Origin of the sequence: Natrialba hulunbeirensis JCM 10989, assembly GCF_000337575.1 — an archaeon.
Lineage (GTDB): Archaea > Halobacteriota > Halobacteria > Halobacteriales > Natrialbaceae > Natrialba > Natrialba hulunbeirensis.
This window is the reverse complement of the sequence record NZ_AOIM01000036.1, coordinates 86787-113054: the sequence shown is the minus strand read 5'-3', so window position 1 is coordinate 113054 and position 26268 is coordinate 86787. Positions and strand designations below refer to the sequence as shown.

Sequence of the window (26268 nt, the reverse complement as noted above, 5' to 3'; positions counted from 1 at the left end):
ACGAGTTTGTCTGTTAGTCTAACTCCGAAATTTTGTGCTTGAATGCCCGATACGCGTTGTCTCCCTGTTCGGTGAGCGAGACGACTCGCCGACGACCGACGGATTCGATCGTGACGTAGCCGTCGGCTTCGAGCGGGTTCAGCACGTGCGTATCGAGGACACGAAACGCACCCTTGTCCTCTCCGGCTCGCTCGTCGGGCGACTGGCGGTCAGCCATGAACGAGAGGCCGCGGTCGCGGGCAAACTCGATGAGATCCTTCTTTTTCGGTGGTGCAGTCCGGTCGTCGTGGTAGCCGTCCCACGAGGTCGGATCACGGAGGAACCCCATGATTGCGACCTGGTCCGCCGTCGGCGAGTCGAGCGGGTACGTCGGTAGTCCGTCGATTTCGTCGATTCCGGTCGAGGACGGTTCGGTCGTCCCGTCGTGGGCGTAGGACTCCGGCTCCACGTAGAACGCCCGTGCATCGGTCGAGACATCCATGCAGGCCATCGTCGCGCCGATCGCAGCAATGGTCCCGCCACCGGAGACGTTGACCGAGACGTCGTCGTCAGCGTGTTTCGAGGCAATCGTCGTTACGGCTCCGAGGACGGCGTAGACGTCCGTGAGGTCGCAGGACCACGTCTGGACGTCCGGCACGATAGACTCGAGTTCCTCGCGCAACTCGTCGTGGTACGTGGCTGGTGGGCCGTTGTCGTCGGCAGTGGGTGGGGTGTCAGTAGAAGCGCTGGAACTGGAGTCCGATCGGTCCATGCCAGCAGTTGATTCAGGGCCAGGAACCGGTGACTCACTCGTCTTATCGGGTTTACGGTGTCCACCATCGTGTTCGAGAAGATAGACGAGGTCGGCGCGCTGGCGCCGAATCGGTTCGACGATCCGGTCGTACTCGTAGCCCAGCGGCACGACGTGTACTCGTTTGACGACGTCCATACCCGGACAACGACCGCCTCCGAAATAACACCTGTCGAATCAGTGGACTCTCACGGGTCTCGACGCCGTCCACCCATCCCACCGTGCGACGAAACGTTCAGAACCATCGCGTTCGTACGACGACTCAATGGCAGCCTACGATGCGATCTATTTCGATCTCGACAGCACTCTCTGCGAGCCCATCCAGGATCCGGACCCCCTCCTCGCCGGCACGTTCGACGACGCCGGTATCGAACCGTTCTGCACACCGGCCGACCTTCGAGCCGTGATTCCCGACCTCCCGACAGCCGAGACCGCCCGCGAGTTCTACGAAGCGCTCTTCTCGACTGTCGCTACACAGGCCGAGCCGCACGTCCAGGACCAGCTCGGTCCCGGCGGCGCAGCAGAACTCGCCGCGGCCTACCTCGAGCGTGAGGATCCAACCGCCGTCGAGTTTCGCCCCGGCGCGAAGGCGGCACTCGAGTCCGCCCGCGAGCAGGGACCGGTCGGCCTGATCACGAACGGCGGCCGCAAAACTCAGACACAGAAGCTCCGCGCGCTCGATATCGAGGACGCGTTCGACGTTCGTGTCTTCACGGATCCGGCGGCGGGTATCTTCCCGAAACCCGACACTGCACCGTTCGAGTACGCACTGCAGGCACTCGAGGCGACCCCAGAGACGGCGGTCCACATCGGGGATTCGTTGCACGCGGACGTCGGCGGTGCGAACGCAATGGGGCTCGACTCGGCCTGGATCGAACTCGAGAACCAGGTCCAACACGGCGATCCGACGGTGCACCAGCCGACGTACGAGCTTGGGACGCTGGAGTCGTTTGAGACGATTCTCTGAGGGTGGGCAGGGTTGTTTCGAGGAGAATGTGAGCCGATGACTACTCGAGAAGATCCGTGTGGACGACTGCTCGGTACTGACTATCGGTTGCGTCCCGCAGGCGAGTCAGCAGGGCCGCTGCGTCGGGAAACGATGCGGGGAGTTCGAACGGGTCGTCTGGCTGGTCGTCCCGTTGCTTGCACAGTTTGGTGAACGCGAGCAGCCGGTCGTCGGTGCCGGGGCGGGCGTAGACGGTGGTGATGGTGTCGGTGTGGCTGCTGGAATCGTCGGTGCCAGTGGTACCGTCCTCAGTGCTCTCACTGCTGTCTCCAGCAGCGCCCACCTGCTCGCGCCAGTGGTCGATGACTGGCTCGACCGCGAGTCGCGTCTGGCGCTTCTGTTCGGCCAGATCCGATGCGTCGATGCCGGCGTCGCCAAGCACGTCGTCGAAGACATCCTGCAGTTCCTCGGTTTCTTCCTCGACGTACGGTGCGTTCGCTTCGGCCTCGATGAGCTCTGTGAACGCCGCTACCTCCTCGCGGCGGACGGCGACGGGGTAGACGAAATCGTGTGTTTCCTTCGGGAGTGTGTACGATTTCCCCTCGACGCCCTGCTCGCCTGGACCGGACGAGCCGAGCATTAGATCGAATAGTCCCATGTCTAGAACAGGTCCACAGCGCCGAATAAGTGTTCCGCGCTCCGGATTCGGCTCGCGAACGTGAGTAGCGGATACCAGACAAACAACAGGCAGTGGACACCAGACAACCAACAACAGACAACAAACAACAAACAACAGGCAGTGGACACCAGACAACCAACAACAGACAACAAACAACAAACAACAGGCAGCGGACACCAGACAACCAACAGACACCCAGACCAACGCGCTACCACTCGTCACCCAGCGCCGCCTTCGCGCCACCGTAGCCGCTCGCAGACGACCACGTCCGGCCGCTCTCGACGTGTTCGACCTCGTACCCGCTGCCACAGACGCCACAGCGATAGCCGTCCGGCGCACGAACCGGCTTCGAGGCCTGGTGGCGTTTGGCCGACCACTCGCAGTCACTCCCGAGACAGCGCAGCACGTACCGCGGCTCCGAAAACGACCGACAGTGTCGCGGTGCGTCCAGGTCGGCCGCGCGCTCGCGAAACCGTGGCCCGTGTCCCGACTCACCAAACTGCTGGTACTCCCAGGCGTGAACGAGTTCGTGCCTGACGACCGCAGCGAACTCCGACCACTCGTAACGCTCGTACGCCCGCCGCGCCAACACGATCGTCGCCTCCTCACGAGCCGCCCGCCAGCGACAGAGTCCAGCCCGGCGCTTTGCCCGCGCAGAGACGTCCCACTCGAGTGCAGACAGCTCGATATCCAGGTCGTTGTCGGCGACGACCTCGCGGGCGTGGATCCGCGCCCGTGCGATGATTTCGTCGTCAATCGTGAGCTGTTCGCCGTCGGTCACGTCTACGGACTGGGAACGCAGACGGAGACTGAAATTCTTCCGGTCCAGAAGACGGCGCTATACACGGTTTGCCGTCTCCGGGGGACGCGATCAGTTGCAGATCTCGACCGCGGTCGGTGCGCCTTTGCCCGTTCGCTGCAACCGCCACAGCATGAACGACCTCGCAGTTCCAGAGCCGCGGGAGACGGATCCGAACGAGTTGATCCGCCCCGCGGCGCTGGTGCTCCCTGCCGTCGCGGAGCCGCCGCTGACCGAGCGTCGGCCCTGGCTCGAGCGTTCCGACATCGTTGATGCCGTCTCGGTTAGCGGAGCGAAAACGCCGGTCTACCTGACGAGCGACGGTGTTGCGATCACGACGACTGGCATCGGCAAGAGCGACGCGGCGACGAGCGTGACAGCACTGCTCGCCTCGCCCGAAATCGACCTCTCGGCCGCCTATGTTGTCTCGGCGGGCATTGCCGGCGGACCGCCCGAACGGATCGCACTCGGCTCCGTCGCTATCGCCGACGCGGTTGTCGACTGGGATCGAAAGCACCGCTGGGATCGGGCGACGAACGGGAGTCACGAGACGCAGGCAGCTCACACGGCTCATCCCGAATCCAACGAGGGCAGAGACGACCCGGATGCGGGCCTCGACCTCCTCGCCTACCGACCGCACGACTACGTTCACCACCTCGAGGACGCGCTCGTCGATGTCGCCTGCGAGGCTGCCGACGACACGTCGCTCCGGACGGACGCCGACGCGCGGGCATACCAGGACAGCTATCCAGACGCGCAGGAGGCGGGACCCGCCGTCGAACGCGGCCCAACCGTCTGCGGCGACGAGTTCTGGCACGGCCCGCGCTACGCTCAAGAAGTCGAGTGGCTCTGTGACGCCTACGGTATCTCACCCTACCTGACGACCCAGATGGAAGATGCCGCGACGGCGACGGCACTCGAGCGCTTCGACCGCCTCGATCGATACCTGAGCGTGCGCGCCGTGGCGAACTACGACCGCGCAGCACCCGGCCAGTCCGTCGAGGAAAATTTCGACGGGAACGAGGCGAGCCTGGCGCTGGCGCTCGACAATGCGGCCCGCGTCGGCGGTGCAATCGTCGACGAACTCGTCGAGCACGACCCACTCGAGATCAGGCCAGAAAACGGCGTTTGAGTGGCGAGTGTGACGAGTACGACGGGCGTGACGAGAACGGAGAGGGCGATGGGTGCGGCGAGAACGATGAGGGCGGTGGGACCGACGAGAGCGCCAAGAGTCCGAGAAGAATAGTAACCGAACGTAGCGAGCGGTGATCGGTGATCCGAGATCGAGTCAGTGCTCAGTGTTCGACTTCGATCGCGAGCCCGGCCGCTGCAAGCGCATCCTCCGTCGACAGGTCGTCGTGAACGACGCCAGAGACGGCGCGGGTGATGGCTTCGGGGTTCTCGTGCTGGAAGATCGACCGGCCCATCGAGACGCCAGAACCGCCGGCGTCCATGACGCCACGGACCATCTCTACGGTCTCGCGGTCGGTTCCTTTCGAGCCACCGGCGATGACGACCGGCAGGCGAGTCGATTCGACGACGTGCTGGAAGCTCTCGGCGTCGCCGCTGTAGCCCGTCTTGACGATATCCGCACCGACTTCTTCGGCGAGACGGACCGCGTGACCGAGCGCCTCAGGGTCCTCGGAGTCGACGCCCGGACCGCGGGCGTAGGCCATCGCGAGTACCGGAATCCCGAACTGCTCGGCTTTTCGCGTCACGTCTGCAAGCTGGCTCGTCTGTTCAGGTTCGTAATCAGAGCCAACGTTGATATGGAAGGAGACGGCGTCCGCACCGGCGCGAATCGCTTCTTCGACGGTCCCAGTTAGGCGTTTATCCTGCTCGTCCGGACCGATCGTCGTCGAGCCGTTGAGGTGGACGATGTAGCCCTTCCCGTTCGTGTTGTCGTGAACACGCGGGGCGATTCCCTTCTGCGTGAGGACGGCGTCCGCGCCGCCGCGAGTGACGCCGTCGATCGTCGATTCGATGTCTTTCAGTCCCTGGACGGCCCCCATCGTGAGCCCGTGGTCCATCGGGATAATTACGTACGAGTCGTCTGTTCCGATCCGATTCAGTCGTGCTGTGAGTCCTGCTGTAGTCATTGCGAGTGTATAGCAAACTTGCGGTTATGGCTGTTCTGGTTCCGGTGCTTCTTCCCGCCCCTGCTCGTGTCCGTTCCCCTGCTCGCCTCCGCGGCGCGCCCCTCGCTTGAGTTCGCGCGCCTTGGACTCGAGTGCAGCCGCCGCGGGCGCGTCGCCCGTGCCGTGTTCGGCGATGATGTCAACGAGCGCGCTGCCGACGATGACGCCGTCCGCGCCGGCGTCGATGATCTCGGCGGCGTGGTCACCCTCGCTGACGCCGAATCCGACGGCCTTGGGGACGTCGTACGCCGAGAGTCGGGTCAGGCTGTCGTGGGTTGCGTTGGAGACATCCGCCCGCGCGCCGGTGGTCCCGAGGCGGGCCTGGACGTAAGCGAAGCCCGAGACCTGGGACATGATCCGGTTCAGGCGCTCGCCGGCGGTCGTCGGCGCGACGATGAAGACGAGGTCGAGGCCGTGGTCGTCGCAGGCGTCTCGGAGCGGGTCCGCCTCCTCCGCGGGCAGGTCGGGAACGATGATCCCCGAGAGGCCCGCGTCGGCCGCGCGTTCGACGAACGGGCGGACATCGGGTTCAGAGCCGTACTGGAGGATCATGTTGTAGTACGTCATCACCAGCAACGGCGCATCCGTCTCGAGTTCGTCCACGAGTTCGAAGAACCGCGCGGGCGTCGTCCCGGCGTCGAGCGCGCGGTTGATTGCGGCCTGGATGGTCGGCCCCTCGGCGATTGGCTCGGAAAACGGCAGGCCGAGTTCGATCAGGTCCGACCCGCCGCGGTCGAGGGCCTCGACGTATTCCTTGGTGTCCTCGAGCGACGGGTCTCCCGCGGTAATATACGTAATGAGCGCGGGGTGGTCCTCGCGGATGGCGGCCTCGGTGTCGCTCTCTATCGCCCCAGTCTGTTCACCGGTCATGTACCGAACACCTCCACGTCCGGCGCAGCGTCGAGGTCACGTTTCTCGGTCTCCTCGAGTACCGTCTCCAGATCCTTGTCGCCACGTCCGGAGACGTTGACGACGACGAGGTCGCCGAGTTCCTCGTGTGCCTCCTCGAGGAATCCGAGTGCGTGACTCGACTCGAGTGCCGGGATGATTCCCTCCAGATTCGAGAGTCGGTGGAAGGCGTTGAGCGCGGCGTCGTCGTCGACGCTCGCCGGTGTCACGCGGCCGGTGTCGACGAGGTGTGAGAGTTCCGGGCCGACGCCGGCGTAGTCCAGCCCCGCGCTCACGCTGTGGGATTCGACGATCTGGCCGTCCGCTGTCTGGAGGAGTTTCGTCATCGCGCCGTGGAGGACGCCGTCGGTGCCCGTCGAGAGCGTCGCGGAGTTGGGCGCGAGCCCCTCGTCCTGATCGATCTCGAGGCTCGAGCCGCCGGCTTCGACTGCGTAGAGGTCGACACTCGAGTCCGGTACGAACTCGTGAAACGCCCCCATCGTGTTCGAGCCGCCACCGGCGCAGGCGACGACGCTGTCGGGGAGCCGGCCGGCCTGTTCCTGTACCTGCTTGCGGGCTTCGGCGCTGATGACGGACTGGAAGTCACGCACCAGCCGCGGGAACGGGTGCGGGCCGACGATGGAACCGATGACGTAGTGAGTGCGCTCGACGGTGGTCGCCCAGTCGCGCATCGTCTCATTGATCGCCTCCTTCAGGGTGCCGCTGCCGGCGTCGACGGGGTTGACCTCGGCACCGTTCATTCGCATCCGGTAGACGTTCGGCCGCTGGCGGTTCACGTCGGTCCGGCCCATGTAGATCTCGCAGGGCATGTCGAGGTGGGCCGCCGCCATCGCGGTGGCCGTCCCGTGCTGGCCCGCGCCGGTCTCGGCGATGATCCGCTCTTTGCCCATGTATTTCGCGAGCAGCACCTGGCCGAGTGCGTTGTTCAGCTTGTGTGCGCCGCCGTGGACGAGGTCCTCCCGCTTGAGGTAGATCTCGCGATCGTAGCGCTCGCTGAGCCGATCCGCCCGCTGCAGCGGCGTCGGCCGACCGCCGAAGTCGCGCATGCGCTCGCGAAACTCGTCCATGAATCCGTCCTCGTTGTCGAGGACGTAGCGCTGGTAGGCGTCCTCGAGTTCCTGCAGGGCGGGCATCAGTGCCTCCGGAACGTACTGGCCGCCGTAGTCGCCGAACGTACGTTCGCGGTTCGGTTCGTCCTCGGCGGGTGGGTTTGATTCGGTTTCGCTCATGTCTGTGTGCGTGTCTCCGTCGTTGCTGTCGGTTCCACTGCTTCTACCAGTCGTCGCGTGTTCGCCGTCACGTCGCCGTCTCCGTTTCCGTCCTGATCCATGATCGCACTGCCGACGAGCAGTGCGTCTGCACCTGCCTCACGCATCCGACGGACGTCTGCAGGCTTCGAAATCCCGCTCTCGGCGATTAGCGTCACGTCGTCCGGGTCCGGTCTCTCGGTTCCACCGCTCGACTCGTCGAGGCGACAGAGTCGCCTCGCGTGCGGTGCAATCGTTTCGAACGTTCCGAGGTCGACCTCGAGTTTTGCGAGATCACGATTGTTCACTCCGATGAGCGTCGCACCGGCCTCGAGCGCGTCAGCGAGCTCCTCGCGGTCGTGGACCTCGACGAGCGGCTGGAAGCCGCGCTCGCGAGCGGCTGCCACGAGCTCGTCGAGGTTGTCGACGAACCGGGCGATCAAGAGGACCAGGTCGGATTCGACCACGTCCAGACTTGCCTCCTCGAGGATGAAATCTTTCCGGAGGACGGGGACGTCGACGGCCGCTCGGACTTGCTGCAATGCGTCCGGCGAGCCGCCGAAGTGAGTCGGTTCGGTGAGGACCGAAATCGCCGTCGCACCACCTGCAACCATCGCCTCGGCCAGTTCGGCGGGGTCGTCCTCGCGCGTGCCGTCCGTCGTCGGACTCGTCGGTTTCACCTCGGCAATAACCGGTACCCGGCCGTCTCGTTCAGTTTGCGCGAGCGCGTCGCGAAACGACCGCGCGTCGACATCGAGCGGTGCCCGTTCCCGGTTGCATCCCTCTCCAGCGCGCTCGGAGGCCGCTGCGAGAATGGATTGCACCGGTGGTGCGAGCTCCGTACCAGAAGTCATTGTTGTACATCAACGTACTCATCTGTACAAAAGTGTTGCGCCATCCGCCGCCGCTCATGGCGACGACCGGCGACTATTCAAGGCCGTGTTTCCTACAGGCCGCGTATGGAGGACGTTACGGACGCCGGGATCTACGCGCGTGAGTCGACGTATCTCGACCGGTACGTACAGCTCGGTGCGGCCAGCGGGCGCGTGCTGACCGTTTCCTTTCCGGACGTACCCGAGGACGGCGCTGAAACCGACCACCCCGTACTCGATCAGCTCTTCGAGTACCTGGATGGTCTCGAACCGGTGACGTTCGACGACGTGCAGGTCGCACTGACGATTCCGACCGACCAGCGCGCCGTACTCGAACAAGTGCAGTCGATTCCGTACGGTGATCAGGTCGACGTCGCCACGCTTACACAGATGACGCCCGATCTCGACCCCGACGATCAGGACGACATCATTCTGGTTCGGACCGCGCTCGACGAGAATCCGGCTCCAATTTTGATTCCCGACCACCGCGTCCGCGACGGCCCGAGTGCTGCGCCGCCGGCTGTCGAGCAGAAACTGCGCTCGCTCGAAGAGCTGTAGTGTGCTGTAATATACTGTGGCATCGTGTCATACCGGCCGACCCTCACTCCGCCGTCCACGTAACGTACAGATACAGCCCGATCCCGACGAAGACCAGCAGCGACGACATCTGATTGAGCGTCGGCGACTGTGTAAACAACGCTCCAAACTGTGCGATCCCGCCCCCGATCAGAAAGACGGCACCACCGAGCGCCGCCGAGAGTTCACCATCCGCCAGATCGAACAACACGACCCCGACACCGATCGCGATCGCTCCGAAGACGAACTCGGAAGCAAGAGAGACGATTACGTCTCCGGTCGTCGCGCTGTAGACGACCAGCGCGAAGTAGAGGATCACGCCGAGAAAGATCGCACGATACGCTGCATCCGGGATATCGTTACTCCGACTCATATCCGAACTGACTCGTGTGGACGCTTTATCGTTCGGATTCCACACTACTCCTCGAGGTCCGGATCGGACGCCGTAGACGCCGAGGGAGACGCCGACTCTTCCCCCACCAGCGACTCACTCCACTCGAGTCCGATCGCTTCGTGCACGATGAACTCGAGTGCATTGATCAGATAGTGGGCGACGACGACGACGAGGAAGCTCCCGGTAACGATGAACAGGGCGGCGAGGACGAGGCCGAGTGCGCCGGTGACGGCGACGCCGACGGTGCCTTGCATGCCGTGGCCGAGCGCGAACGCGATCGAGGAGAGGAAGGCGAGCAGCCACGGCGAGATGTCGAAGCCGGCCGAGAGGACGCCGATGAGCGCGGCGCGAAAGAGCAGTTCCTCGAAGATGGCGATGATCGGGAGCACGACGAGCAAGAGGACGAGCCAGCCGCGCGCGGAGTCGGGAGCGAGCATCGACCGGAGCCGTTCGTCGTGGTCGAACCCGAATCGTGTCGCGAGTGCGGCGCCGAACTCGTTCCCGATGTAGAGGAGGATGCCGGCGACTGTGCCGATGAGGAGGCCGGTCGTGAGGTAGTCGACGCTGAACTCGACGCCGAGTGCCCACGCTGGGATGCCGGTGTAGAGTATCGCGCCGAGGATGAGCAAGAGGAAGAGACCCTGTGAGACGGCGACGTTCGCGAGGAGCATCCCCGTCGAGAGGTCGGTGGGGTCGATTTCGTCGCGCTGGGTGCGGGAAGGAGAGCGTGCTGTGTCGTGTGGTCGGTCGCTGGTCTCGGTAGCGTTGGTGTTGGCGCTGGCGTTGCCAAGGTCGGTGCTGATGTCGATATCGGCGCTGGTGTTGGTGTCAGTACCGGTGTTGGTGCCAGTACCGGTGCCAGTGTCAATATCCGTGTCAGTACCGGCGTCGGTAGCTGACTCTGGAGCAGGACGGCTCTCTTCCGCCACGGACTCCACGGTCTCTACAGACTCCCTAGCGCTCGCTGGCGGGGAGTCAGACTCGGAAGAAGTGGCTGCGTCCGTGTCGGTAGGAGTCGTCGTATCGGCGTCAGTGCCAGCACTGGTGTCAGCGTCACCCTCAGCGTCAGCAAATGACGACTGCGTCAGATGCGAAAGAACGAGCAACAACACGAGGACGACGCCCGTGATCGCCGCGAACGCCGTCCACTGTACCATCGATCGACCCTCCTGTCGTTACTGTGGACTTGGGTTCGACCCGCTTGCGGAGCCGACCGTCTGCTGGTCGAACGCCGAGCCGGTGATCGACTTCAGGCGGTCGACGAGCGAGTCCTTCTTCGGTTCACCCTCGAGTGCAACATCGAGCACTTCGCTGATGTTCTCACACGGGATGATCTCGACCATCTCCTCGTACTCGTCTTCGATCATCACGTCCTGCTCGTTGGCCTTCGGGATGATGACCTTGCTACAGCCGGCCTTGGCGGCGGCTTCGATCTTGTGGGTCACCCCACCGACCGGGAGCACGTCGCCACGGACCGACAGCGAACCGGTCATCGCGACCGACTGGTTGACCGGGATGTCCTCCAGTGCGGAGATGACGGCGGTTGCCACCGTGATGGAGGCGGAGTCGCCGTCGACACCCTGCTGGCCGGCCTGGACGAACTGAATGTGGATGTCCTTCTCCGAGAGGTCCACGTCGGAGAACTTCTTGATGATCGCCGAGACGTTCTGGACGGACTCCTCGGCCATCTCCTTGAGCTTCCCGGTGGCGATGACCTGACCGCCACCCTGTGCGGGTGCAATCTCGGCCATGACGGGCAGCATGATCCCGGAGTCTTCGCCCATAACTGCGAGGCCGTTGACGCGGCCTTCGACGCCGTCGTCGGTGACCTGCAGTTCGTAGTCCTTGCGGCGTTCGATGTAGTCGTCGGCCAGCTGCTGTTCGATCGACCGGGAGCGTTGCTTGGCCTGGAGCACGTCATCGCGGGTCGTGCGGTCGCGGTCCTCGGCGCGGGCGATGTCGCCAGCGACGCGGACCAGTCCACCGAGGCTGCGGAAGTGCAGTGTCAGGTGGTTCTTCCGGCCCGAGCGACGCTTGGCCTCGAGGAGCAGTTCCTCGACGGCATCGCGGGTGAAGTGTGGCAGGCGACCGTCGCGTTCGACCTCCTGGGCGATGAACCGGGCGTACTTCCGGCGCATCTCCGGCGTGGACTCGATGGTGTCGTCCATGTAGACCTCGTACCCGTATCCTTTGACACGGTTGCGGAGTGCGGGGTGCATGTTCTCCATCGCGTCCAGGTTCCCTGCAGCGATCATGACGAAGTCACAGGGGACGGGCTCGGTCTGGACCATCGCGCCCGAGGAGCGCTCGGACTGGCCGGTGATCGAGAACTCGCCTTCCTGGATCGCCGTCATCAGCTTCTGCTGGGTGCGCACGTCGAGCGTGTTGATCTCGTCGACGAACAGCACGCCCTTGTTGGACTTGTGGATCGAGCCCGGTTCGACGCGGTCGTGGCTCGGCGTCTCCATCCCACCGGACTGGAACGGGTCGTGGCGAACGTCGCCCAGCAGCGCACCGGCGTGTGCACCGGTCGCGTCCTCGAACGGTGCCTGGCGCTGCTCGCCGTTGTTGACGATCATGTTCGGCACCATCGCGTCCGTGCCGCGGCTGGTGTAGCGGAAGATCAGCCAGATGACACCGGCTGCGATAATCCCCATCAGGATGCTCGCCGGGCTGAGGATCGTGTATCCGATGATGATCGCGATGATGATCCACATCAGGATCGAGCGCATCTGGTTGCGCTTTCGCGCTTCCTCCTTGTGCGCATCGATGATCTGTTCACCCTTCCCTGCCGGGACGGTACGGACCTTCGGCTCGTTGCCGTCGTCCGGGTTGTGATAGACGAGTACGTCCTGTAGGTCCTCCTGTGGCAGGAGCTGACTCATCGCCTTCGCCAGCATCGACTTCCCGGTCCCCGGGGAGCCGATCATCATCACGTGCCGGCGCTGCTTTGCCGCCTTGATGATGATGTCCCGCGCTTCGTCCTGCCCGATGACCTGATCGACGAGTCGGTCGGGAACTTCGATGTCTTCCGTCGAGTCGATCTGGAGGCCACCGAGAAGGTCGTCTTCGGCAATATCGTCGTCTACTTCGACACCCGGATCGACTTCGACCGTACTACCGAGGTCGTCGACGGTTTCGATTTCGTCATCGTCATCATCACCGCCATCGTCGTCTACGACACTTCCGGTAACGCTGTTAGTCCCGGGATTGTCTCCGCTCTCGGTCTGTTCGTGGTCGGCATCGTCAGTTCCGAGACCGTCGTCACCGACGGTAATCCGACTCTCCTGTGCATCGTCGCTGGTGACATCAGTTCCGCCGTCGACGTCGTCTGGGTCACCGGTTTCGTCGGTCGGCGACCGGTCTCCCTGACGCTCCGTCTCCGAAGAGTGAGACGGTGACTGCGACTGAGACTGAGAGTCAGAAGCCTGAGATCGCGAGCGCTCCTCCGTGCGCTCGGTCTCGTGCTCCCGCTCCGTCTCCTGCGCCTGTTCCTCGTCCGGCGCAGCTCCGGAGGCGTCCTCGGGAGGGTCGTCAACGTTCGTATCGTTGCTCATAGAACTCTGTTCGGTACCTGTTTCGAAGGGATTGCCACTGATATACTTTCTCCATGCGTCGAATCGTGTCGAGTGCCGAAAACGGCGGATAGGGCGGCTAACGGACACGTCCTATATCGAGACTGTACTGGCATAGATCCGTGTGGACGTGACAGCGAAATACCCGTTACATTCCCGGACACTCACGGACAGAAACCGGTTTCATCGTCGAGAACTCGAGGCCGGTTCATACAGTGCCGGACGTGTCTGTCCACAAAGAGACGGAGTGTCCGCGAGCAACTCCAGTGGTAAGAAAACGACGGACGATACCCAACGCAAAACCGATTCGCCCGCGACCAACTCGCCACTCTTAAGCGCGATGCCAAAACAATGTCTGGCATGACCCGGGGGTTCTACATCGGCCGCTTTCAGCCCTTCCACAACGGCCATTACAACATGGTCGAACGCATCGCCGCCGACGTCGACGAACTCGTCCTCGGCATCGGCAGCGCCGACAACTCACACACCGTTCGCAACCCGTTCACCGCCGGCGAGCGAATCATGATGATCACGAAGTCGCTCGTCGACACCGACCTCGTCACCTACGCCGTCCCCATCGAAGACTTAGAACGCAACTCCGTCTGGGTGAGCCACGTCCAGAGCATGAGCCCCGACTTCGACGTCGCCTACTCGAACAACCCGCTCGTCATCCAGCTCTTTCGCGAAGCCGACATCGAAATCCGTCAGTCACCGATGTTCAACCGGGACGTACTCGAGGGCTCCGAAGTTCGCGAACGCATGATCAACGGCGGCGACTGGGAGTCGCTCGTCCCCGAACCGGTCGTCGAAGTTGTCGACGAGATCGGCGGTATCGAGCGCATTCAGATGGTCAGCGGCTCAGATTCGAACGGCGAGTAGCGCGTGTACACCCCGGTTCCAGACCGCTCACAGGGACGAGATCTAACCCGATTTCCTTCGCCGTGGGTGGCGACAACGATAGCAATACTCGGCGTCGCTACACTCGGTGGGATGCTCGTAACGCTCGCCGTTGCCACCGGGATGACGACACCGACGAGCGGCTTTGGTGCACTCAGTAATACGCTGCAGAGCCTTTCGATGTACGCAGTCGCGCTGACGTTGACCGCCGGTCTGCCACCGGGCTTTGTCGTCCTCCGACGAGTCATCGACGCAGCAGGATCGGGAACAGATCTTGCACTCGGACCCGGCACGTTCGTCCTACTCTGTCTCGAGTGCTGTGCGCTCGTCAGCGCCGTCGTGAGCTATCCGATCGTCGTTCTTTTTGCAGAGTTCTGGGGGCCTGGGTTCCAATCAGCGTCGATCGCACTGACGTTCGGACTCGAGTCCGTCGCCGGCGTAACCGGCCACGAGGCGATCGCCCTGTTCCTGGTGGCAGTGGTTTGCTGGGCTGTTGCCTGGCTGATTGCGGCAGTCCGTGGCGAGACCTGAGCGGACGGCAGGGCCCGCTCTCCGGCCGGGAATTCGGTTCCGGACAACCTTTTCTGAATCGGCGAGTTCGATACGGTATGATCACGATCGCGTCGGACTTTGGGTCGCCGTATCCGGCGGCGATGAAGGGCGTGCTCTGTCAGCGTGTCGGCAACAGTACGGAAATCGGCGCTGGGACCAACTCACCTGCTGAGACCAGACTGGTCGACATCGCCCACGACTTCCCACGTCAGGACATCCGGGCGAGCGCCTTCTGGCTGCGCGAAATCCTGCCGTACTACCCACCGGCAGTTCACCTCGTGGTCGTCGACCCCGGCGTCGGCACCGACCGCGACGCACTCGTCGTCCGCGCGGGCGAACACATCCTTGTCGGACCGGACAACGGCGTCCTGCTGCCGGTCGCCCGCCGACTCGCGGGCGCAAGCGCAGACACAAGTAGAGGAACAGGCGCAGGCACAGACGCGGACGGAGATACATCGCCGGCACGGCCACTCGAGTACTACGTCATCGACGAAATCGAACTCGAGCCGCCGGCGGTTGCGGGCCAGGACGGTTCCCAGCGCAGCGATGACGCGGCGGCTGGCCCAGCAAGCAACACGTTCCACGGCCGCGACGTGTTCGCACCCGCTGCTGGCGACGTTCACGAGTTTGGCCTCGACCGGCGCGATGAGTTGGGCGAACTCCCCTTCCTCGAGCGGACGGACTCGGTCGTGGACTGCACACTGCCGAGCGCAACTATCGATGGGGACCGCGCCGAGGGAGAAGTGCTGGTCGTCGACGACTTCGGCAACGCCATTACGAACGTTCCGGGGCGATTTCTGATGACAGGTGGCCGTGACGACGATCACGACGACGGCCACGACCGCAACCACGTAGTCGCGAACGGCGAACGCGTTCCCGCTGTGGACACCTTCGCCGCCGTTCCCGTCGGCGAGCGCCTCGCAACCGTCGGGAGCCACGGCTACGTCGAACTCGACGTCAACCAGGGACGGGGTGACGAGGCGTTCGACCTCGGGGTCGGCGATGCAGTGGTACTCGAGGCCCCCGCAGACGAGCCGTAGCGGTGGCCGGCGAGCGAGGGTGGTCGCCCAGGAGTCGGCACAGGTGCGAGTGATAGCGCTGTAGCTGTGTGTGAGCCGATCAGAGAGGGGAGGGCAAGCCGTGTCAAAAACGGTCGACAGCGCGTTATCTGCCGATACCCGACCGCTCGGGGTCGATCACGATCTCGCCGTCGTCGTGAATCGTGATGTCGTGCTGGGCGAACAGAAACGAGATCGAACCGGCCCGCTCGTCGATCCGGTGTGACGGATGCCGTCGCCAGTCGGTGACCAGCGCGTTGAGTGCGTCCGGATCGATGCTATCAGCGAGCGGTTCGAGGTCGGCCGGCTCGACGCCCGAAATCGACGAAATGGCGAGCGGAAGCGCCACCGTCACGGGCTCGTACTCGCTGTCGTCACACCACAGGTGGTAGGTGCCGCGAGTGTCGTCGTGGTAGACGGTCTGGCCAACCGCCTCGTGGACCGGTGTCAATCGGTCTGATGGAGCCATGCCGGACATAACAGCTAGCGGAAAGGGATGTTAACACTTAACACTGTTGGCCATTCGGGCACCGTGACCAGTTCGAACACCAGAATGTGGTACCGGGATGGTCAGAATATGGTTCGTCCTGGAGGTCTGAACAGTTTCCACTCCCACGCTCGCAATACTGACGGACCAGAAAAATCGAAACGCGATACAGCTATACCGCGGCGGAAGACAGCGACGAGAGCGTTACTCGGCGGCGATAACGTCGTCGATACGGACGATCATCGTCGCAGCTTCGGTCGCGCTCTCGATCGCCTCACGCTTGACGTCGGCCGGGTCGACGACGCCGGACTCGAGTGGGTCGCCGATCGTGACGTCTTCGCCGTCGGTGATCAGGCCGGCGCGGCCCTCGGATTCGTGGGCGGCGCGGAGGTCGACGAGTGCGTCGATCGGGTCCTGACCGGTGTTCGCGGCGAGCGTTCGTGGCACGACGTCGAGCGCGTCCGCGAAGGCGGTGACAGCGAGCTGTTTGCGACCCTCGATTCCGGCGGCTTCCTGGCGGATCTTGTCCGCGATGGCGATCTCGGTGGCACCTGCGCCGGGGACGACCTCACCCGACTCGAGTGCGGTCGCGACGACGTCGAGTGCGTCACCGATGGCGCGCTCGAGTTCGTCGACGACGTGTTCGGTGCCGCCGCGGACGAAGACGGTGACGGTTTCGGCGGCTGCACCGCCTTCGACGAACGCGAGGTCGTCGTCGCCGTAGTTTTCGGCGCTGATACGGTCGGCGTGGCCGAAGTCGGCTTCCTCGAGGTCGTCGAGTGCGCCGACGCGGGTTGCGCCGGTTGCGGAGATAATGTCCTTGGTGTCGCTGCTGCCGACGTTCTCGAAGACAAGGATGCCCTCGTTCGCGAGGAACGTGCTCACGCGGTCGTCGACGTCATCCGTGGTGATGACGACGTCAGCGCCGCTTTCGGCGACGGTTTCGGCGTAACCTTGCACCTCGCTCTCTTCGGCATCGATAGCCGCGTTGAGCTGGTCGATGGAGTCGATGGCGTACTCCGCGTCGACGTCGCCGGTGCGGACGCCGAGTTCGACGTCGAGGACGGCGATCGAGGCGTCCTCGACTGCCGAGGGCATGCCCTCGTGGGCCGGCTCCTCGTCGATGACGATGCCGGGGACGAGTTCGGTCGCGTTCGAGGAGGCACCGATCTGGGTGTGAACGGTGACGTTGTCGCGGGCGACGCCGTCGTCGGTCTCGACGTGGCGAACGGCCTCGACGACCGTCTCTGCGAGGGATTCGGCGGTGAGGCCACCGGTTCCCTTGCCGGTCATGCTGGATTCGGCGACCTGCTTCAGAATTTCGTCGTCGACGGCGGCGTCACCGACCTGCTCGTCGATCGCGTCCTGTGCGATCGAGGCGGCCTCGTGATAGCCCTCGACGATCGTCGTAGCGTGGACGTCCTGATCGATGAGGTCCTCGGCCTCGCCGAGCAGGTTGCCAGCGATCACGCCTGCGGTCGTCGTCCCGTCGCCGACTTCCTCCTCCTGGGTCTCGGCGACTTCGACGATCATCTGGGCCGCAGGGTGCTCGATGTCCATCTCGTTCAGGATGGTCGCGCCGTCGTTGGTGATGACGACCTCACCACTCGAGTCGACGAGCATCTTGTCCATCCCGCGAGGTCCGAGCGTCGTCCGTACGGCCTCGGCAACTGCTTTGCCGGCCATAATGTTGGACGACTGGGCGTCGCGGCCCTGTGTTCGCTGGCTGTCCTCGCTCATAATGAACATGGGTTGTCCGCCCATGCGTCGCTGTTGTGCCATGGTTGAATCCTCACTAACTATGTCGTCAGCACTTCTATATAAGTTTTTCCCTCTTGCACCTCCTCCGTCTTGCGATTCTGACACCGACAAACGACCGTTGCCAGGCGTTGTGAAAGTCGGTAGCAAAATATGGCTCGACATACAACGACCGCGTGGGATGCTGGAGCTGGAACATGGGTTTCGCGTCGTCGACAGCTACGCCCGACTGGCCCCCGGACGACGCGGCGAACCGTGCGGTCGGACGATCACCCCCGACCGCCTCGAACGGGAGATGCATCAAGCGGGAATCACCAGATCGGTCGTCTTTCCGCCGGCCGAACCAGAGACGAGCTACGTCGCAGCCAACAACGGCGTCGCCAGACGCAGCGTCGATCGACCGTTCGTCGCGTTCGCCCGGATCAACGGCTCGCGTCGGCCCGGCGCGACCGCGACGAGCCGCCTGCACAACGTCGTCAGCTGCCGCGGTCGGGAGGAATACCACACGACACCCGGTGATGTCGAAAAGTACGCCTACGACGACCGCTTTCACGGCTTCGTTCTCGACCCGCTTACCGACGGCCTGCCAGACGAGGAGGTACTCGAGACGCTCGACGATGTGGGCCTCCCGCTGATCGTCCGCGGCGGTGCAGATGCGCCACCGGCCGCGCTCGCCGAAACCGTCTTCGGCCGCTCGTTTCCCGTCGTCGTCGCCCACTTCGGCGGCCACCCGCTCAGCCGGTCGCAGATGCACGAGATGGTGGATTTGCTGGACGAGTTCGACGACTGCTACGTCGAGACGAGTTTCGTTCGCTACCGAGACGTACTCGAGCGCGCGTTACTCGAGCATCCTGACCGCGTCCTCTTCGGTAGCGGTGCGCCGGCCTGCCATCCAAACGTAGCGGTGATGGAGATTCTCACGCTCGACGTCTCCGAAGATAAGCTCTGGCGGGCGTTTTCGAAGAATGCCTGTCGTGTGATCGAGGCGCTCTCGCCGGATGCACAGTTCCCGATCCGCCACTGAGAGCTGCGAGTTGAACGGTGAGCACGGCGATCGTTTCCCGTGGGCTTCCCAGACCTGACAACGATACTCCACTGCTGCGACGAGTGCAGTAATTTATAGTCGTGCCCCAATACCCGCCACGTATGGACGCGGGACGGAGTCGGCTGCGATCACTGTTTGCCCCACATCTGACGAGCACTCGGAATACCCGGAACACCCGGTGCACCCGGAGCACCTGGCGTATCCGAAGTCCTCGGAACGCCCCGAACACCCAGCGGCCACCAACCAATGGGATATAACATCGACCAGGGAATCGGCGACCGCCTCGCCCTCCTTCGAACCTACTGCTACGGCCTCTGTATGGGCATCGCCGACGCCCTTCCCGGCATCTCCGGCGGGACCGTCGCCCTCCTCCTTGGCTTCTACAGCCGGCTCATCACCGCCGTCACCGCCCTCACGCCCGGCCGCGCGTTCGAGGTCCTCCGTGGCTACGACCCCGACCGGCGGGAGCGTGCGCGCGAGGCACTACTCGAGATGGACCTGCAGTTTCTGCTCCCGCTCGGCATCGGAATGGTAACCGCGGTCGCGCTCATCGGCAGTGCGGTCTCCGCGCTCTCCGAATCCCAGCCGATCGCACTCTTTGGGTTCTTTATCGGGCTCATTGCCGCCTCGGCGGTGGTCCTCTTTCGGAGTCTGCCGTTCAGCACGACGAGACACCTCCTCGCTGCGGGGGCCGGGACCGCGCTGGCATTGCTCGTCGCGAGTAACGTGCTCCAGCTACCGGGGACCGGGCTGGTGCTCATCTTCCTTTCGGGCGCGCTCGCGATCAGTGCGATGATCCTCCCCGGCGTCTCGGGCTCGCTCATCCTGATCCTGCTCGGCCAGTACGTGGTGATGATGACCGAACTGAGTGACTTTCTCACCGCAGTCGGCCAGTACGTCTCCGGCGCTGGCTCGGTAGAGGCCGTACTCGATCCGGGGACGGCCGTTGTCGTCTTCGTCGTCGGCGGTCTGGTCGGCCTCGTCACGATCGCCCGCGTGGTTCGAGCGGCCCTCGACTGGCAGCGCGACCTGACGTTGCTCTTTCTGGTCGGGCTGATCGCCGGCTCGGTGCCTGCACCGCTGCACAACATCGGCGAGGCACACGCCTGGACGAGTGAAGTCATCGGGTTCACGCTCGCCTGGGCGGTGCTCGGGGCGCTCGTGTTGTTCGCGCTCGATGCGCTGGCGGGTGGGTTCGATCCAGAATAAGGTCTCTTGTGAGCAGTCCCAGCTAGTCGCTTCCAGCTATCTGCTGTGTTACATGGATGCTGAGCCGTCGGGAGAGGCGTCCACAGTATCTCAGTGACACCTCCGCGACCGAGTGGGTGAAGCTGCCGAAATCAAAGCCCAGGTGCCGTTTCTACGGCACATAGTGATTTGTACTAGGGTACGATAGACGGTATCAATGTCCACTCACGACAGCAAACAACTCCGCGAGCAGATCGAGTCGGATCTGGACGACCACATCGAGCGAATTCAGCGGGCGATCCGCCAACCGAGCGTTAGCGTCGACGGAAACGGACTCCGGGGGATTGCCGAACTGGCTCGTGACTACCTCGAAGAGATCGGGTGTGACGAGGCGGAACTGATCGAGACCGACGGCGCGCCGGGCGTCTGGGGGTACTATGACGCAGGCGCAGAGAAGACGATCGTCAACTACGGGATGCTAGACACCCGCCCCGTCGGCGACGAAGACGAGTGGACCCACGATCCCTTCGGCGGTGAACTCGCCCAGACCGAAGCGTACGGCCGAGTCATCTACGGTCGCGGGGCGATCAAAGTCAAAGGCGCGTTCGTCGCTTGGCTCAACGCTCTCGAGGCGACCAAGCGGGCGCTCGGTGAGCTGCCGGTGAACGTCATGTTCTTGCTGGAGGCTGAGGAGATCAACGGCAGCCCTCACTACTACGAGATGCTCGATCGCTATGCCGACCGCATCCGGAACGCCGACGCCTGTCTCTGCCCGCTCGCTGGCCAGAGCGAAGACGGAAACGTGACGGGATCGCTCGGCTACAAGTCCGCGCTGTATTTCACCCTGCAGGTTTCGGGCGACCGGTGGGGTCGGGGACCGGTCGGCGGCGACGTTCACGCGATGAGTAACGCGACCGTCGACAGCCCTGCCTGGAGACTCGTGGACGCCCTCTCGTCGCTAACCGATGAAAACGGAACCCAGATCGAGATCGACGGCTTCTACGATCAGTACGAACCACCGACTGAGGACGAACGCGAGGAGGTCCGCGCATTCGTCGATCGCCTCGACACCCGGACGGAGACGCCCAGAGACGAGTTGTGGCAACACCTTCCAGGACTCTCTCTGGGTGGCGGCGAAGTGACGCGGCTGAAAGCGGACCTCCAGGATGACGTTGTGGAGGCGTTCGTCCAGCACTTCTACGGGCCCGAGTCGTTCAACATCCAGGGAATCAATACGGGATTTCTCGGTTCCGGAACCGGAACCAAGCCCTTCATCCTCCCGGGCGAGGGACACGCGACGCTCGACCTTCGGATGCCTCGCGGGTTCGATCCGGACATCGTCCATCGCCAGCTCCGTGAACACCTCGACAATCAGGGGTTCGAGGACGTCGACGTCGACGTGTTCGGCAAACACACCTGGTGTAAGACCGATCCGGACTCCGACCTCGTCGTGGCCGCCAGGGAGGTGTTCGAGGATCACGGTACCGACCTGACGCTGTGGCCGTTCTCTGCAGCTGGTATTCCCTGGGCGGTGTTCGGAACGCGATTTGATATTCCCGTCCTCTATGGGATCGGACTCGGGTACGGCGCCAACTCCGATGGGGCCGACGAGTTCATCGTGGTCGACGGCACCGACACCGTCGGCGGACTCGTTGACTGTGAACTGTCCCATGCTGAGCTTCTGCTAGCATACGCCGACCGTTGAATCGCCCGCGACTGCGGCTGACGGACGGATTCGATGACTCGGTGACCCTGTGACTCGGTTAGCGACGGAGAACGGGCCGTGACACGCATGGGAAGAAACGAACACTCCGACTCCTGTCTTCTGACTCTCGATATCGATCGATTCGGTCGCTATGTAACAGGTCCCAACTATCAGCTCTCGGTTATCGGCACCCGACTATCAGTACCCGACTACCGACGGTCGTACACTCGAACCGCCCGATCGTGGCGCACCGAAATCCCGTTCGGATTCCGCTGTGCCGACCGGTCACCGACACGTGCTCGCACCCCGTCGACGAACCCGCGTGCGGTGTTGGTAACGACGTCAGTCCCGTCTGATACCCAGCCCGTCGGTGTTGCTTCGCCAGAGACAATCCGGCGAACGCCGGACCCACCGTCGCGAAGCGCGCTGCCGATCGTCCGCACGACGACCGTCGGCCGGGGACCGTAGTTCTTCGCGAGTCGGTACGAAAGCGCTCGGTACGTCGCCCCCCAGTCGTGCTCGGTCTGACCGCCGTCAGCTCCGACTTCGGCGCGAACGGCCATCTCACCCTGCCAGTGGACGTCGAAGCCGAGACCGGCCACCCGATGAGCACAGTCGCGCGCTCCGTCACCCTTCAGATACTCGTCGAACCCGTCGAGCGCGTCGAGTACCGTTCGGTCGAAGGCAACGTTGCTGCCGTCGAACAGCGTCACCGATCGGCGGGCGACGGTCGCCGTCCGCTCAGCATCGATCGTCTCGAGTGCACCCGAGCCAGTGACCGGGCCGGTGACAACGTCCGCGCCATCCGCGACCGCGGTTTCGATGGCGTCGATCCAGCCGCCCTCCACCGCGTGCGCGCCGTCGAGGAAGGCGATCACGTCGCCCGTTGCGACGCTGCAGCCGGCGTTGCGAGAGACGTTCTCGTTTCGCTCCGAGATTTCGACGAGGACGTCGACGTCGGGACGGTCGCGAACGACACCAGTCGTTCCGTCAGAGGAGGGGCCGTTGACGACGATCACCTCCGTCGACTGCGGGACGACCGCAGAGAGCGCATCGAGCGAGGACAGCAATCGCTCTCGGTCGTTGAGCGTCGAGACGACTACCGAGAGCTCCATATGGTCTGGTAGAACACCCCGGGAGTAAAAATACGATGGGATTGTGCCCGGTGTGCGGTGGTGCGGTGGTGCACTGGTGCGACTGGGCGACCGTGCAATCAAGCGACCAGACGACCAGACGAGCGGTGAGTCACCGAAGCCGCGTGTTCCAGTACGACACCGACGCGAAGTGGTCGGTAACGGCGTTCCCACCAATCGCGGTATCGACCGTCCGGATCGGCGACGCGAGTCCGTTCGGAATCGACCGATAGAGGCCGTACGGCACGAGGAAGTCGTCCTCGACGTCGACCAGCGTCAGGTTCGCCTTCGCGAGCAACTCGCTGACCTCGCTCTTCGAGTACAGCCGCGAGCCCATCGGCAGGGCCCAGTTGTAGACGCTGCGTGCGCTAAACCGGTTGAACGTATCGAAGACGATCTGATCGCGCGAGACGCGCCGCATTTCGCGCAAGAACGCCTCCGGATCGTCCGCGAGGTGGAAAAAGCGCATCGCGATCACCGTATCGAAGTGATCGTCCGGGAACGGCAGTCGCCCGGCATCACCGCGCAGGAACTCGAGTGTCCCCGCGAGGTCGGCACGCTGTGCTTTCGTTCGTCCCTGTTGGAGCATCGCTGCAGAGATGTCGAGTCCAACGACGTCGGCGCCCTGTTCGGCGAGCATCACCGTGAATCGCCCGGTACCACAGGCGATTTCGAGGATATTCCGGTCCTCGACAGGCATGATCGCCTCGAGGACGGCTTGCTTCTCGCGGCGGTCAATTAGCTGTCCGCCCTTCGAGAAGCGTTTGTCGTCGTATTCCTCGGCGACGTCGTCGGCCTGGTACCACTCCTGTCCTTTCACACTGGGCGGAACTACAGTAGCCGTGGGATAAAACGATACTGGAGTCGGTCGGGGGATCTGACTGGTCACCAGTCGGGCTATTCCCGAACGGGTTCGTCTAGGATCGACTCACGGCGTGGGGTTGGCCACATGGTCGATGTAGTTCGGCACCTGTATTAATATCACATGTGTACTCCTTATACAACTTGGATTATTCGTATCCACATATAGGGAAGCTTTACCAGCACTGATTCCGCTCGACATGGTATGAGCACGAGTACCGCAGAGGATGGCACCGCAGCAGCCGAGGAGGTTCTCTCAGCCGACGAGTACCGCGAGCGCCTTCGTGATCTCCCACCGAGCGCAAAACTGGTCGCGAAAGTTCTCGAAACCGATTCGCCGCTCTCGCAGGGACAACTCGCCGAAGAGTCACTGCTGCCAGACCGCACCGTTCGCTACGCACTTAACCGTCTCGAGGATGTCGGCCTCGTCGACTCGCGATACAGCTTCCGCGACGCCCGCAAGCAAGTGTACTACCTGAAGAACTGACTCCACCTGACGGCCCCGCTTACCGAACTGACTTCACCCCGGCTGCCGAACGGACTCCACCACCCGTCGAACGGACTGCTAACCGTCGTGTTCGGTCCGCCGACAGCCACATTGTCGTCGCCCGTGATGTCAGTGTATGGTCGCGTCTCCGCCCGACACCGCCGCCGTGACTGAGTGCAGTGCTATTACTCGCTGTGTCGTTCCCGTCGAAACACGCGCACCGAGCGGCGAGACGAACACGTATATCATCGGCGAAGATCCAGCCGTCCTTGTTGATCCGGCGGCCAGAACCAACACACTCGACGAACTCGTCGCCGAGCGCACCGTCGACCACATCGTCGTCACCCACACGCACCCGGATCACGTCGGCGCTGTTGGTGCCTACGCCGACGAAACCGACGCAACCGTCTGGGCCAGACGCGGTCGCGTCGACCGGTTTACGGCAGTGACTGGACACACACCCGACCGCGAGTTCGGGCCGGACACGACAATCCAACTGGACGACACCGACCTCCACATCCTCGATGCGCCAGGCCACGCGCCCGACCACATCGCACTCGAGTACGGCCGCGACGGACCGATCCTCTGTGGTGACTGCGCGGTCCGCGAGGGCAGCGTCGTCGTCGGTGCCCCCGAGGGAGACATGCGCGCGTACGTGACGACGCTGCGCCGGCTCTGGGCGCGGAACCCGCCGGCGCTCTATCCGGGACACGGGCCGACCATCGACGCGCCGCGGGAGACGACCGAACGGCTGCTCAATCACCGCGCGCGCCGCGAACGGCGCGTACTCGGGGCCGTCGAGGACGGCGCAGTGACGCTCGCAGAGGTCCTCGACGGCGCGTACGAGAAGGAGCTGACCGGTGTCCGTGACCTCGCTCGGGCGACCGTCCGCGCACACCTACAGAAACTCGAGACCGAGGGGGTACTCGAGTGGGATGGGGAGCGTGCACGCCCGCGGTGAGATACTGTTTTTGCGCTCTTCTTTCTCGGGCACTCAGCTGTGCACTGCCCCGACAACTGGCTACTCCTGCGAACTGAACTGGAACTCGAAGGTTAGCTGGTCTTCCATCTTCACTCTGACGCCGCCGAATTCGTCCGAGATTTGCGTACGGGCGTTTGAACTCGGCTCGACGGTCAGGGTCACGCTGTTGTTGTTCGCATTGTACTCGATCTGACTGACGGTGACATCGAACTCGAACAGCGTGGGGACGTCTGTCCGAATCCGGTCGCGGACGTGATCGATCTCGGTCTGGACGTCGGCCATCTCCTCGTTCAACGATGTCATATAATACCATATGACGTGGGTGGTCGTAACGGTTTGTCCTGATCGCGGTTCGGTCGTCCATCCACTGACTGAGCGGGGATGACAGGACACCGACACCACGAGCGACTCGCTTTTCCCGCTCGGCGCGTATGACCAGACATACACGTGCAATCACTGGAGGCGGAACTCGAGCAAGCTCGCACTCTCGACGTCGACGCGCTCGCCGACGCTATCGAGTCGATCGGCTTCGAGTGTACGCGCTGTGGCGCGTGCTGTACCGGCGAAGCAGAAGACGACCACACGGCGACGGTGTTCCCGGACGAAGTGCGCGAACTCCAGGCGTCGACGGAGCGCGACTGGCGCGACGTCGCCCGGCCGATGCCGTACGGACTCGCCGACGGCGAGGATGGGCCGGAGGGCGAGACCTTCGAGTGGGCGCTCCAGACCGATGGCTGTGGCGACTGTGCCTTTTACGAGGAAGACGACGACGGTGTCGGCGCGTGTGTCGCACACGACGACCGGCCGCTGATCTGTCGCACGTACCCCTTCAGCGTGGCACTCGCCGGCACCAGTCAGCCGATGGGCGAGGTCGTTGACAGCGTTGCGCTGGGGGCACAACAGGAAGCCGGTGAAACCGGCGACGAGGAGGGTGTCGTCCGGGCGCACGAGTGTGAAGGACTCGGTCGTGACATCCCCCGGGCGGACGCCGAGGATCTCGCCGCGGCGCTCAAAGAGCGCGCCGTGCGGGAGCTCGAGGAGGCCATCGGTGTTCGCGATACGTACGAACCGACACCAGTCGAATCTGGCGAGGTCGTCGTTCACGACTCCGAGGGGGCAAAACAGGCGGATGGGACGCCGATCGAAGACTGATACCGGCGGACAACACGAAACCAGCGGGAAATTTATAC

At 63.7% G+C, this 26268-nt stretch carries 27 protein-coding genes; 12 read left to right on the top strand and 15 right to left on the bottom strand.

The features are described 5' to 3' along the window. Positions 1 to 13 precede the first annotated feature (13 nt). Entirely contained in the window at positions 14 to 928 is a 915-nt protein-coding gene (locus C483_RS13370) for an HFX_2341 family transcriptional regulator domain-containing protein (RefSeq protein WP_006653891.1), read from the bottom strand. 127 nt (positions 929 to 1055) lie between these two features. Between C483_RS13370 and C483_RS13365 the strand changes: the two genes are divergently transcribed. Next, positions 1056 to 1757: an HAD family hydrolase gene (locus C483_RS13365; protein ID WP_006653890.1), complete on the top strand. Its 702-nt coding sequence runs from the start codon at positions 1056 to 1058 to the stop codon at positions 1755 to 1757. 40 nt (positions 1758 to 1797) lie between these two features. Here C483_RS13365 and C483_RS13360 read toward each other — a convergent pair whose 3' ends face one another. Both C483_RS13360 and C483_RS13355 read right to left on the bottom strand, forming a co-directional pair. Next, entirely contained in the window at positions 1798 to 2394 is a 597-nt protein-coding gene (locus C483_RS13360) for a hypothetical protein (protein ID WP_049912698.1), read from the bottom strand. A 229-nt stretch (positions 2395 to 2623) separates the two neighbouring features. Continuing rightward, positions 2624 to 3196: a SprT family zinc-dependent metalloprotease gene (locus tag C483_RS13355; RefSeq protein WP_006653888.1), complete on the bottom strand. Its 573-nt coding sequence runs from the start codon at positions 3194 to 3196 to the stop codon at positions 2624 to 2626. Positions 3197 to 3347: 151 nt separating this feature from the next. Here C483_RS13355 and C483_RS13350 point away from each other — a divergent pair, with 151 nt between their 5' ends. Next, complete coding sequence (locus C483_RS13350) at positions 3348 to 4346, top strand: phosphorylase family protein (RefSeq protein WP_006653887.1); 999 nt, start codon at positions 3348 to 3350, stop codon at positions 4344 to 4346. Between the two features lie 163 nt (positions 4347 to 4509). On the opposite strand, the gene C483_RS13345 is transcribed toward C483_RS13350, so the two are convergent. From C483_RS13345 to trpC, 4 genes are read right to left on the bottom strand one after another with little or no spacing between them, the layout of a single operon-like run. Continuing rightward, a complete protein-coding gene (locus C483_RS13345; protein ID WP_006653886.1) occupies positions 4510 to 5313 on the bottom strand; it encodes a 2-amino-3,7-dideoxy-D-threo-hept-6-ulosonate synthase in 804 nt (267 codons plus the stop codon). Between the two features lie 24 nt (positions 5314 to 5337). After that, on the bottom strand, positions 5338 to 6222 hold the full coding sequence (trpA, locus tag C483_RS13340; protein WP_006653885.1) for a tryptophan synthase subunit alpha: 885 nt from the start codon (positions 6220 to 6222) through the stop codon (positions 5338 to 5340). Further along, positions 6219 to 7490 carry a tryptophan synthase subunit beta gene (gene trpB, locus C483_RS13335; RefSeq protein WP_006653884.1) on the bottom strand — a complete coding sequence of 424 codons (1272 nt, stop codon included), beginning with the start codon at positions 7488 to 7490 and terminating at the stop codon, positions 6219 to 6221. The genes trpA and trpB overlap by 4 nt, the downstream gene beginning before the upstream one ends. Next, positions 7487 to 8362: an indole-3-glycerol phosphate synthase gene (gene trpC, locus C483_RS13330; RefSeq protein ID WP_006653883.1), complete on the bottom strand. Its 876-nt coding sequence runs from the start codon at positions 8360 to 8362 to the stop codon at positions 7487 to 7489. The genes trpB and trpC overlap by 4 nt, the downstream gene beginning before the upstream one ends. Positions 8363 to 8467: 105 nt before the next feature. On the opposite strand from trpC, the gene C483_RS13325 reads away from it, so the two are divergent. Next, a complete protein-coding gene (locus C483_RS13325; protein WP_006653882.1) occupies positions 8468 to 8938 on the top strand; it encodes an MGMT family protein in 471 nt (156 codons plus the stop codon). Between the two features lie 43 nt (positions 8939 to 8981). On the opposite strand, the gene C483_RS13320 is transcribed toward C483_RS13325, so the two are convergent. The 3 genes from C483_RS13320 to lonB are packed head-to-tail and all read right to left on the bottom strand — an operon-like array spanning position 8982 to position 12907. Next, entirely contained in the window at positions 8982 to 9329 is a 348-nt protein-coding gene (locus tag C483_RS13320) for a hypothetical protein (RefSeq protein ID WP_006653881.1), read from the bottom strand. 44 nt (positions 9330 to 9373) lie between these two features. After that, positions 9374 to 10507 carry a CPBP family intramembrane glutamic endopeptidase gene (locus tag C483_RS13315; protein WP_006653880.1) on the bottom strand — a complete coding sequence of 378 codons (1134 nt, stop codon included), beginning with the start codon at positions 10505 to 10507 and terminating at the stop codon, positions 9374 to 9376. 18 nt (positions 10508 to 10525) lie between these two features. Next, positions 10526 to 12907 carry an ATP-dependent protease LonB gene (gene lonB, locus C483_RS13310; RefSeq protein ID WP_006653879.1) on the bottom strand — a complete coding sequence of 794 codons (2382 nt, stop codon included), beginning with the start codon at positions 12905 to 12907 and terminating at the stop codon, positions 10526 to 10528. A 378-nt stretch (positions 12908 to 13285) separates the two neighbouring features. Here lonB and C483_RS13305 point away from each other — a divergent pair, with 378 nt between their 5' ends. The 3 genes from C483_RS13305 to C483_RS13295 all read left to right on the top strand — a co-directional run bounded on the left by C483_RS13305 (position 13286) and on the right by C483_RS13295 (position 15414). Then, the gene (locus tag C483_RS13305; protein WP_006653878.1) at positions 13286 to 13804 is read left to right on the top strand and encodes a nicotinamide-nucleotide adenylyltransferase; all 519 of its coding nucleotides are present in this window, start codon (positions 13286 to 13288) and stop codon (positions 13802 to 13804) included. Positions 13805 to 13915: 111 nt separating this feature from the next. Next, positions 13916 to 14353, top strand: a complete 438-nt coding sequence (locus C483_RS13300; RefSeq protein ID WP_006653877.1) for a hypothetical protein — start codon at positions 13916 to 13918, stop codon at positions 14351 to 14353. A gap of 77 nt (positions 14354 to 14430) precedes the next feature. Continuing rightward, positions 14431 to 15414, top strand: coding sequence for an SAM hydrolase/SAM-dependent halogenase family protein (locus C483_RS13295; RefSeq protein ID WP_006653876.1), 984 nt, complete (start codon positions 14431 to 14433; stop codon positions 15412 to 15414). Between the two features lie 124 nt (positions 15415 to 15538). On the opposite strand, the gene C483_RS13290 is transcribed toward C483_RS13295, so the two are convergent. Together C483_RS13290 and thsA are read right to left on the bottom strand one after the other, a co-directional pair. Next, positions 15539 to 15910, bottom strand: coding sequence for a HalOD1 output domain-containing protein (locus C483_RS13290; protein WP_006653875.1), 372 nt, complete (start codon positions 15908 to 15910; stop codon positions 15539 to 15541). Between the two features lie 213 nt (positions 15911 to 16123). Further along, the gene (thsA, locus tag C483_RS13285; RefSeq protein WP_049912703.1) at positions 16124 to 17668 is read right to left on the bottom strand and encodes a thermosome subunit alpha; all 1545 of its coding nucleotides are present in this window, start codon (positions 17666 to 17668) and stop codon (positions 16124 to 16126) included. Between the two features lie 190 nt (positions 17669 to 17858). Between thsA and C483_RS13280 the strand changes: the two genes are divergently transcribed. The 3 genes from C483_RS13280 to C483_RS13270 all read left to right on the top strand — a co-directional run bounded on the left by C483_RS13280 (position 17859) and on the right by C483_RS13270 (position 21615). Next, positions 17859 to 18701 carry an amidohydrolase family protein gene (locus C483_RS13280; RefSeq protein WP_006653873.1) on the top strand — a complete coding sequence of 281 codons (843 nt, stop codon included), beginning with the start codon at positions 17859 to 17861 and terminating at the stop codon, positions 18699 to 18701. A 267-nt stretch (positions 18702 to 18968) separates the two neighbouring features. Beyond that, positions 18969 to 19931 carry a DUF368 domain-containing protein gene (locus C483_RS13275; protein WP_006653872.1) on the top strand — a complete coding sequence of 321 codons (963 nt, stop codon included), beginning with the start codon at positions 18969 to 18971 and terminating at the stop codon, positions 19929 to 19931. 196 nt (positions 19932 to 20127) lie between these two features. Then, entirely contained in the window at positions 20128 to 21615 is a 1488-nt protein-coding gene (locus tag C483_RS13270; RefSeq protein WP_006653871.1) for a M20/M25/M40 family metallo-hydrolase, read from the top strand. 209 nt (positions 21616 to 21824) lie between these two features. On the opposite strand, the gene C483_RS13265 is transcribed toward C483_RS13270, so the two are convergent. Then, complete coding sequence (locus tag C483_RS13265; RefSeq protein WP_006653870.1) at positions 21825 to 22730, bottom strand: glycosyltransferase family 2 protein; 906 nt, start codon at positions 22728 to 22730, stop codon at positions 21825 to 21827. 130 nt (positions 22731 to 22860) lie between these two features. Then, on the bottom strand, positions 22861 to 23568 hold the full coding sequence (locus C483_RS13260) for a class I SAM-dependent methyltransferase (protein ID WP_006653869.1): 708 nt from the start codon (positions 23566 to 23568) through the stop codon (positions 22861 to 22863). Positions 23569 to 23814: 246 nt separating this feature from the next. Here C483_RS13260 and C483_RS13255 point away from each other — a divergent pair, with 246 nt between their 5' ends. Both C483_RS13255 and C483_RS13250 read left to right on the top strand, forming a co-directional pair. Next, positions 23815 to 24096 (top strand): helix-turn-helix domain-containing protein, encoded by a 282-nt coding sequence (locus tag C483_RS13255; protein WP_006653868.1) that lies wholly within the window; start codon positions 23815 to 23817, stop codon positions 24094 to 24096. 136 nt (positions 24097 to 24232) lie between these two features. Further along, complete coding sequence (locus tag C483_RS13250; RefSeq protein ID WP_006653867.1) at positions 24233 to 25057, top strand: MBL fold metallo-hydrolase; 825 nt, start codon at positions 24233 to 24235, stop codon at positions 25055 to 25057. Between the two features lie 60 nt (positions 25058 to 25117). On the opposite strand, the gene C483_RS13245 is transcribed toward C483_RS13250, so the two are convergent. After that, complete coding sequence (locus C483_RS13245; protein ID WP_006653866.1) at positions 25118 to 25381, bottom strand: hypothetical protein; 264 nt, start codon at positions 25379 to 25381, stop codon at positions 25118 to 25120. A gap of 144 nt (positions 25382 to 25525) precedes the next feature. Here C483_RS13245 and C483_RS13240 point away from each other — a divergent pair, with 144 nt between their 5' ends. Beyond that, a complete protein-coding gene (locus tag C483_RS13240) occupies positions 25526 to 26230 on the top strand; it encodes a YkgJ family cysteine cluster protein (protein WP_006653865.1) in 705 nt (234 codons plus the stop codon). The last annotated feature ends 38 nt before the right edge of the window (positions 26231 to 26268 follow it).

Bases quoted from the DNA above. Each gene is read 5' to 3' on its own strand.
- C483_RS13370 (WP_006653891.1), bottom strand. From the start codon at position 928: ATGGACGTCGTCAAACGAGTACACGTCGTGCCGCTGGGCTACGAGTAC.
- C483_RS13365 (WP_006653890.1), top strand. From the start codon at position 1,056: ATGGCAGCCTACGATGCGATCTATTTCGATCTCGACAGCACTCTCTGC.
- C483_RS13360 (WP_049912698.1), bottom strand. From the start codon at position 2,394: ATGGGACTATTCGATCTAATGCTCGGCTCGTCCGGTCCAGGCGAGCAG.
- C483_RS13350 (WP_006653887.1), top strand. From the start codon at position 3,348: ATGAACGACCTCGCAGTTCCAGAGCCGCGGGAGACGGATCCGAACGAG.
- C483_RS13345 (WP_006653886.1), bottom strand. From the start codon at position 5,313: ATGACTACAGCAGGACTCACAGCACGACTGAATCGGATCGGAACAGAC.
- trpA (WP_006653885.1), bottom strand. From the start codon at position 6,222: ATGACCGGTGAACAGACTGGGGCGATAGAGAGCGACACCGAGGCCGCC.
- trpB (WP_006653884.1), bottom strand. From the start codon at position 7,490: ATGAGCGAAACCGAATCAAACCCACCCGCCGAGGACGAACCGAACCGC.
- trpC (WP_006653883.1), bottom strand. From the start codon at position 8,362: ATGACTTCTGGTACGGAGCTCGCACCACCGGTGCAATCCATTCTCGCA.
- C483_RS13325 (WP_006653882.1), top strand. From the start codon at position 8,468: ATGGAGGACGTTACGGACGCCGGGATCTACGCGCGTGAGTCGACGTAT.
- C483_RS13320 (WP_006653881.1), bottom strand. From the start codon at position 9,329: ATGAGTCGGAGTAACGATATCCCGGATGCAGCGTATCGTGCGATCTTT.
- C483_RS13315 (WP_006653880.1), bottom strand. From the start codon at position 10,507: ATGGTACAGTGGACGGCGTTCGCGGCGATCACGGGCGTCGTCCTCGTG.
- lonB (WP_006653879.1), bottom strand. From the start codon at position 12,907: ATGAGCAACGATACGAACGTTGACGACCCTCCCGAGGACGCCTCCGGA.
- C483_RS13305 (WP_006653878.1), top strand. From the start codon at position 13,286: ATGACCCGGGGGTTCTACATCGGCCGCTTTCAGCCCTTCCACAACGGC.
- C483_RS13300 (WP_006653877.1), top strand. From the start codon at position 13,916: ATGCTCGTAACGCTCGCCGTTGCCACCGGGATGACGACACCGACGAGC.
- C483_RS13295 (WP_006653876.1), top strand. From the start codon at position 14,431: ATGATCACGATCGCGTCGGACTTTGGGTCGCCGTATCCGGCGGCGATG.
- C483_RS13290 (WP_006653875.1), bottom strand. From the start codon at position 15,910: ATGTCCGGCATGGCTCCATCAGACCGATTGACACCGGTCCACGAGGCG.
- thsA (WP_049912703.1), bottom strand. From the start codon at position 17,668: ATGTTCATTATGAGCGAGGACAGCCAGCGAACACAGGGCCGCGACGCC.
- C483_RS13280 (WP_006653873.1), top strand. From the start codon at position 17,859: ATGCTGGAGCTGGAACATGGGTTTCGCGTCGTCGACAGCTACGCCCGA.
- C483_RS13275 (WP_006653872.1), top strand. From the start codon at position 18,969: ATGGGATATAACATCGACCAGGGAATCGGCGACCGCCTCGCCCTCCTT.
- C483_RS13270 (WP_006653871.1), top strand. From the start codon at position 20,128: ATGTCCACTCACGACAGCAAACAACTCCGCGAGCAGATCGAGTCGGAT.
- C483_RS13265 (WP_006653870.1), bottom strand. From the start codon at position 22,730: ATGGAGCTCTCGGTAGTCGTCTCGACGCTCAACGACCGAGAGCGATTG.
- C483_RS13255 (WP_006653868.1), top strand. From the start codon at position 23,815: ATGAGCACGAGTACCGCAGAGGATGGCACCGCAGCAGCCGAGGAGGTT.
- C483_RS13250 (WP_006653867.1), top strand. From the start codon at position 24,233: ATGGTCGCGTCTCCGCCCGACACCGCCGCCGTGACTGAGTGCAGTGCT.
- C483_RS13245 (WP_006653866.1), bottom strand. From the start codon at position 25,381: ATGACATCGTTGAACGAGGAGATGGCCGACGTCCAGACCGAGATCGAT.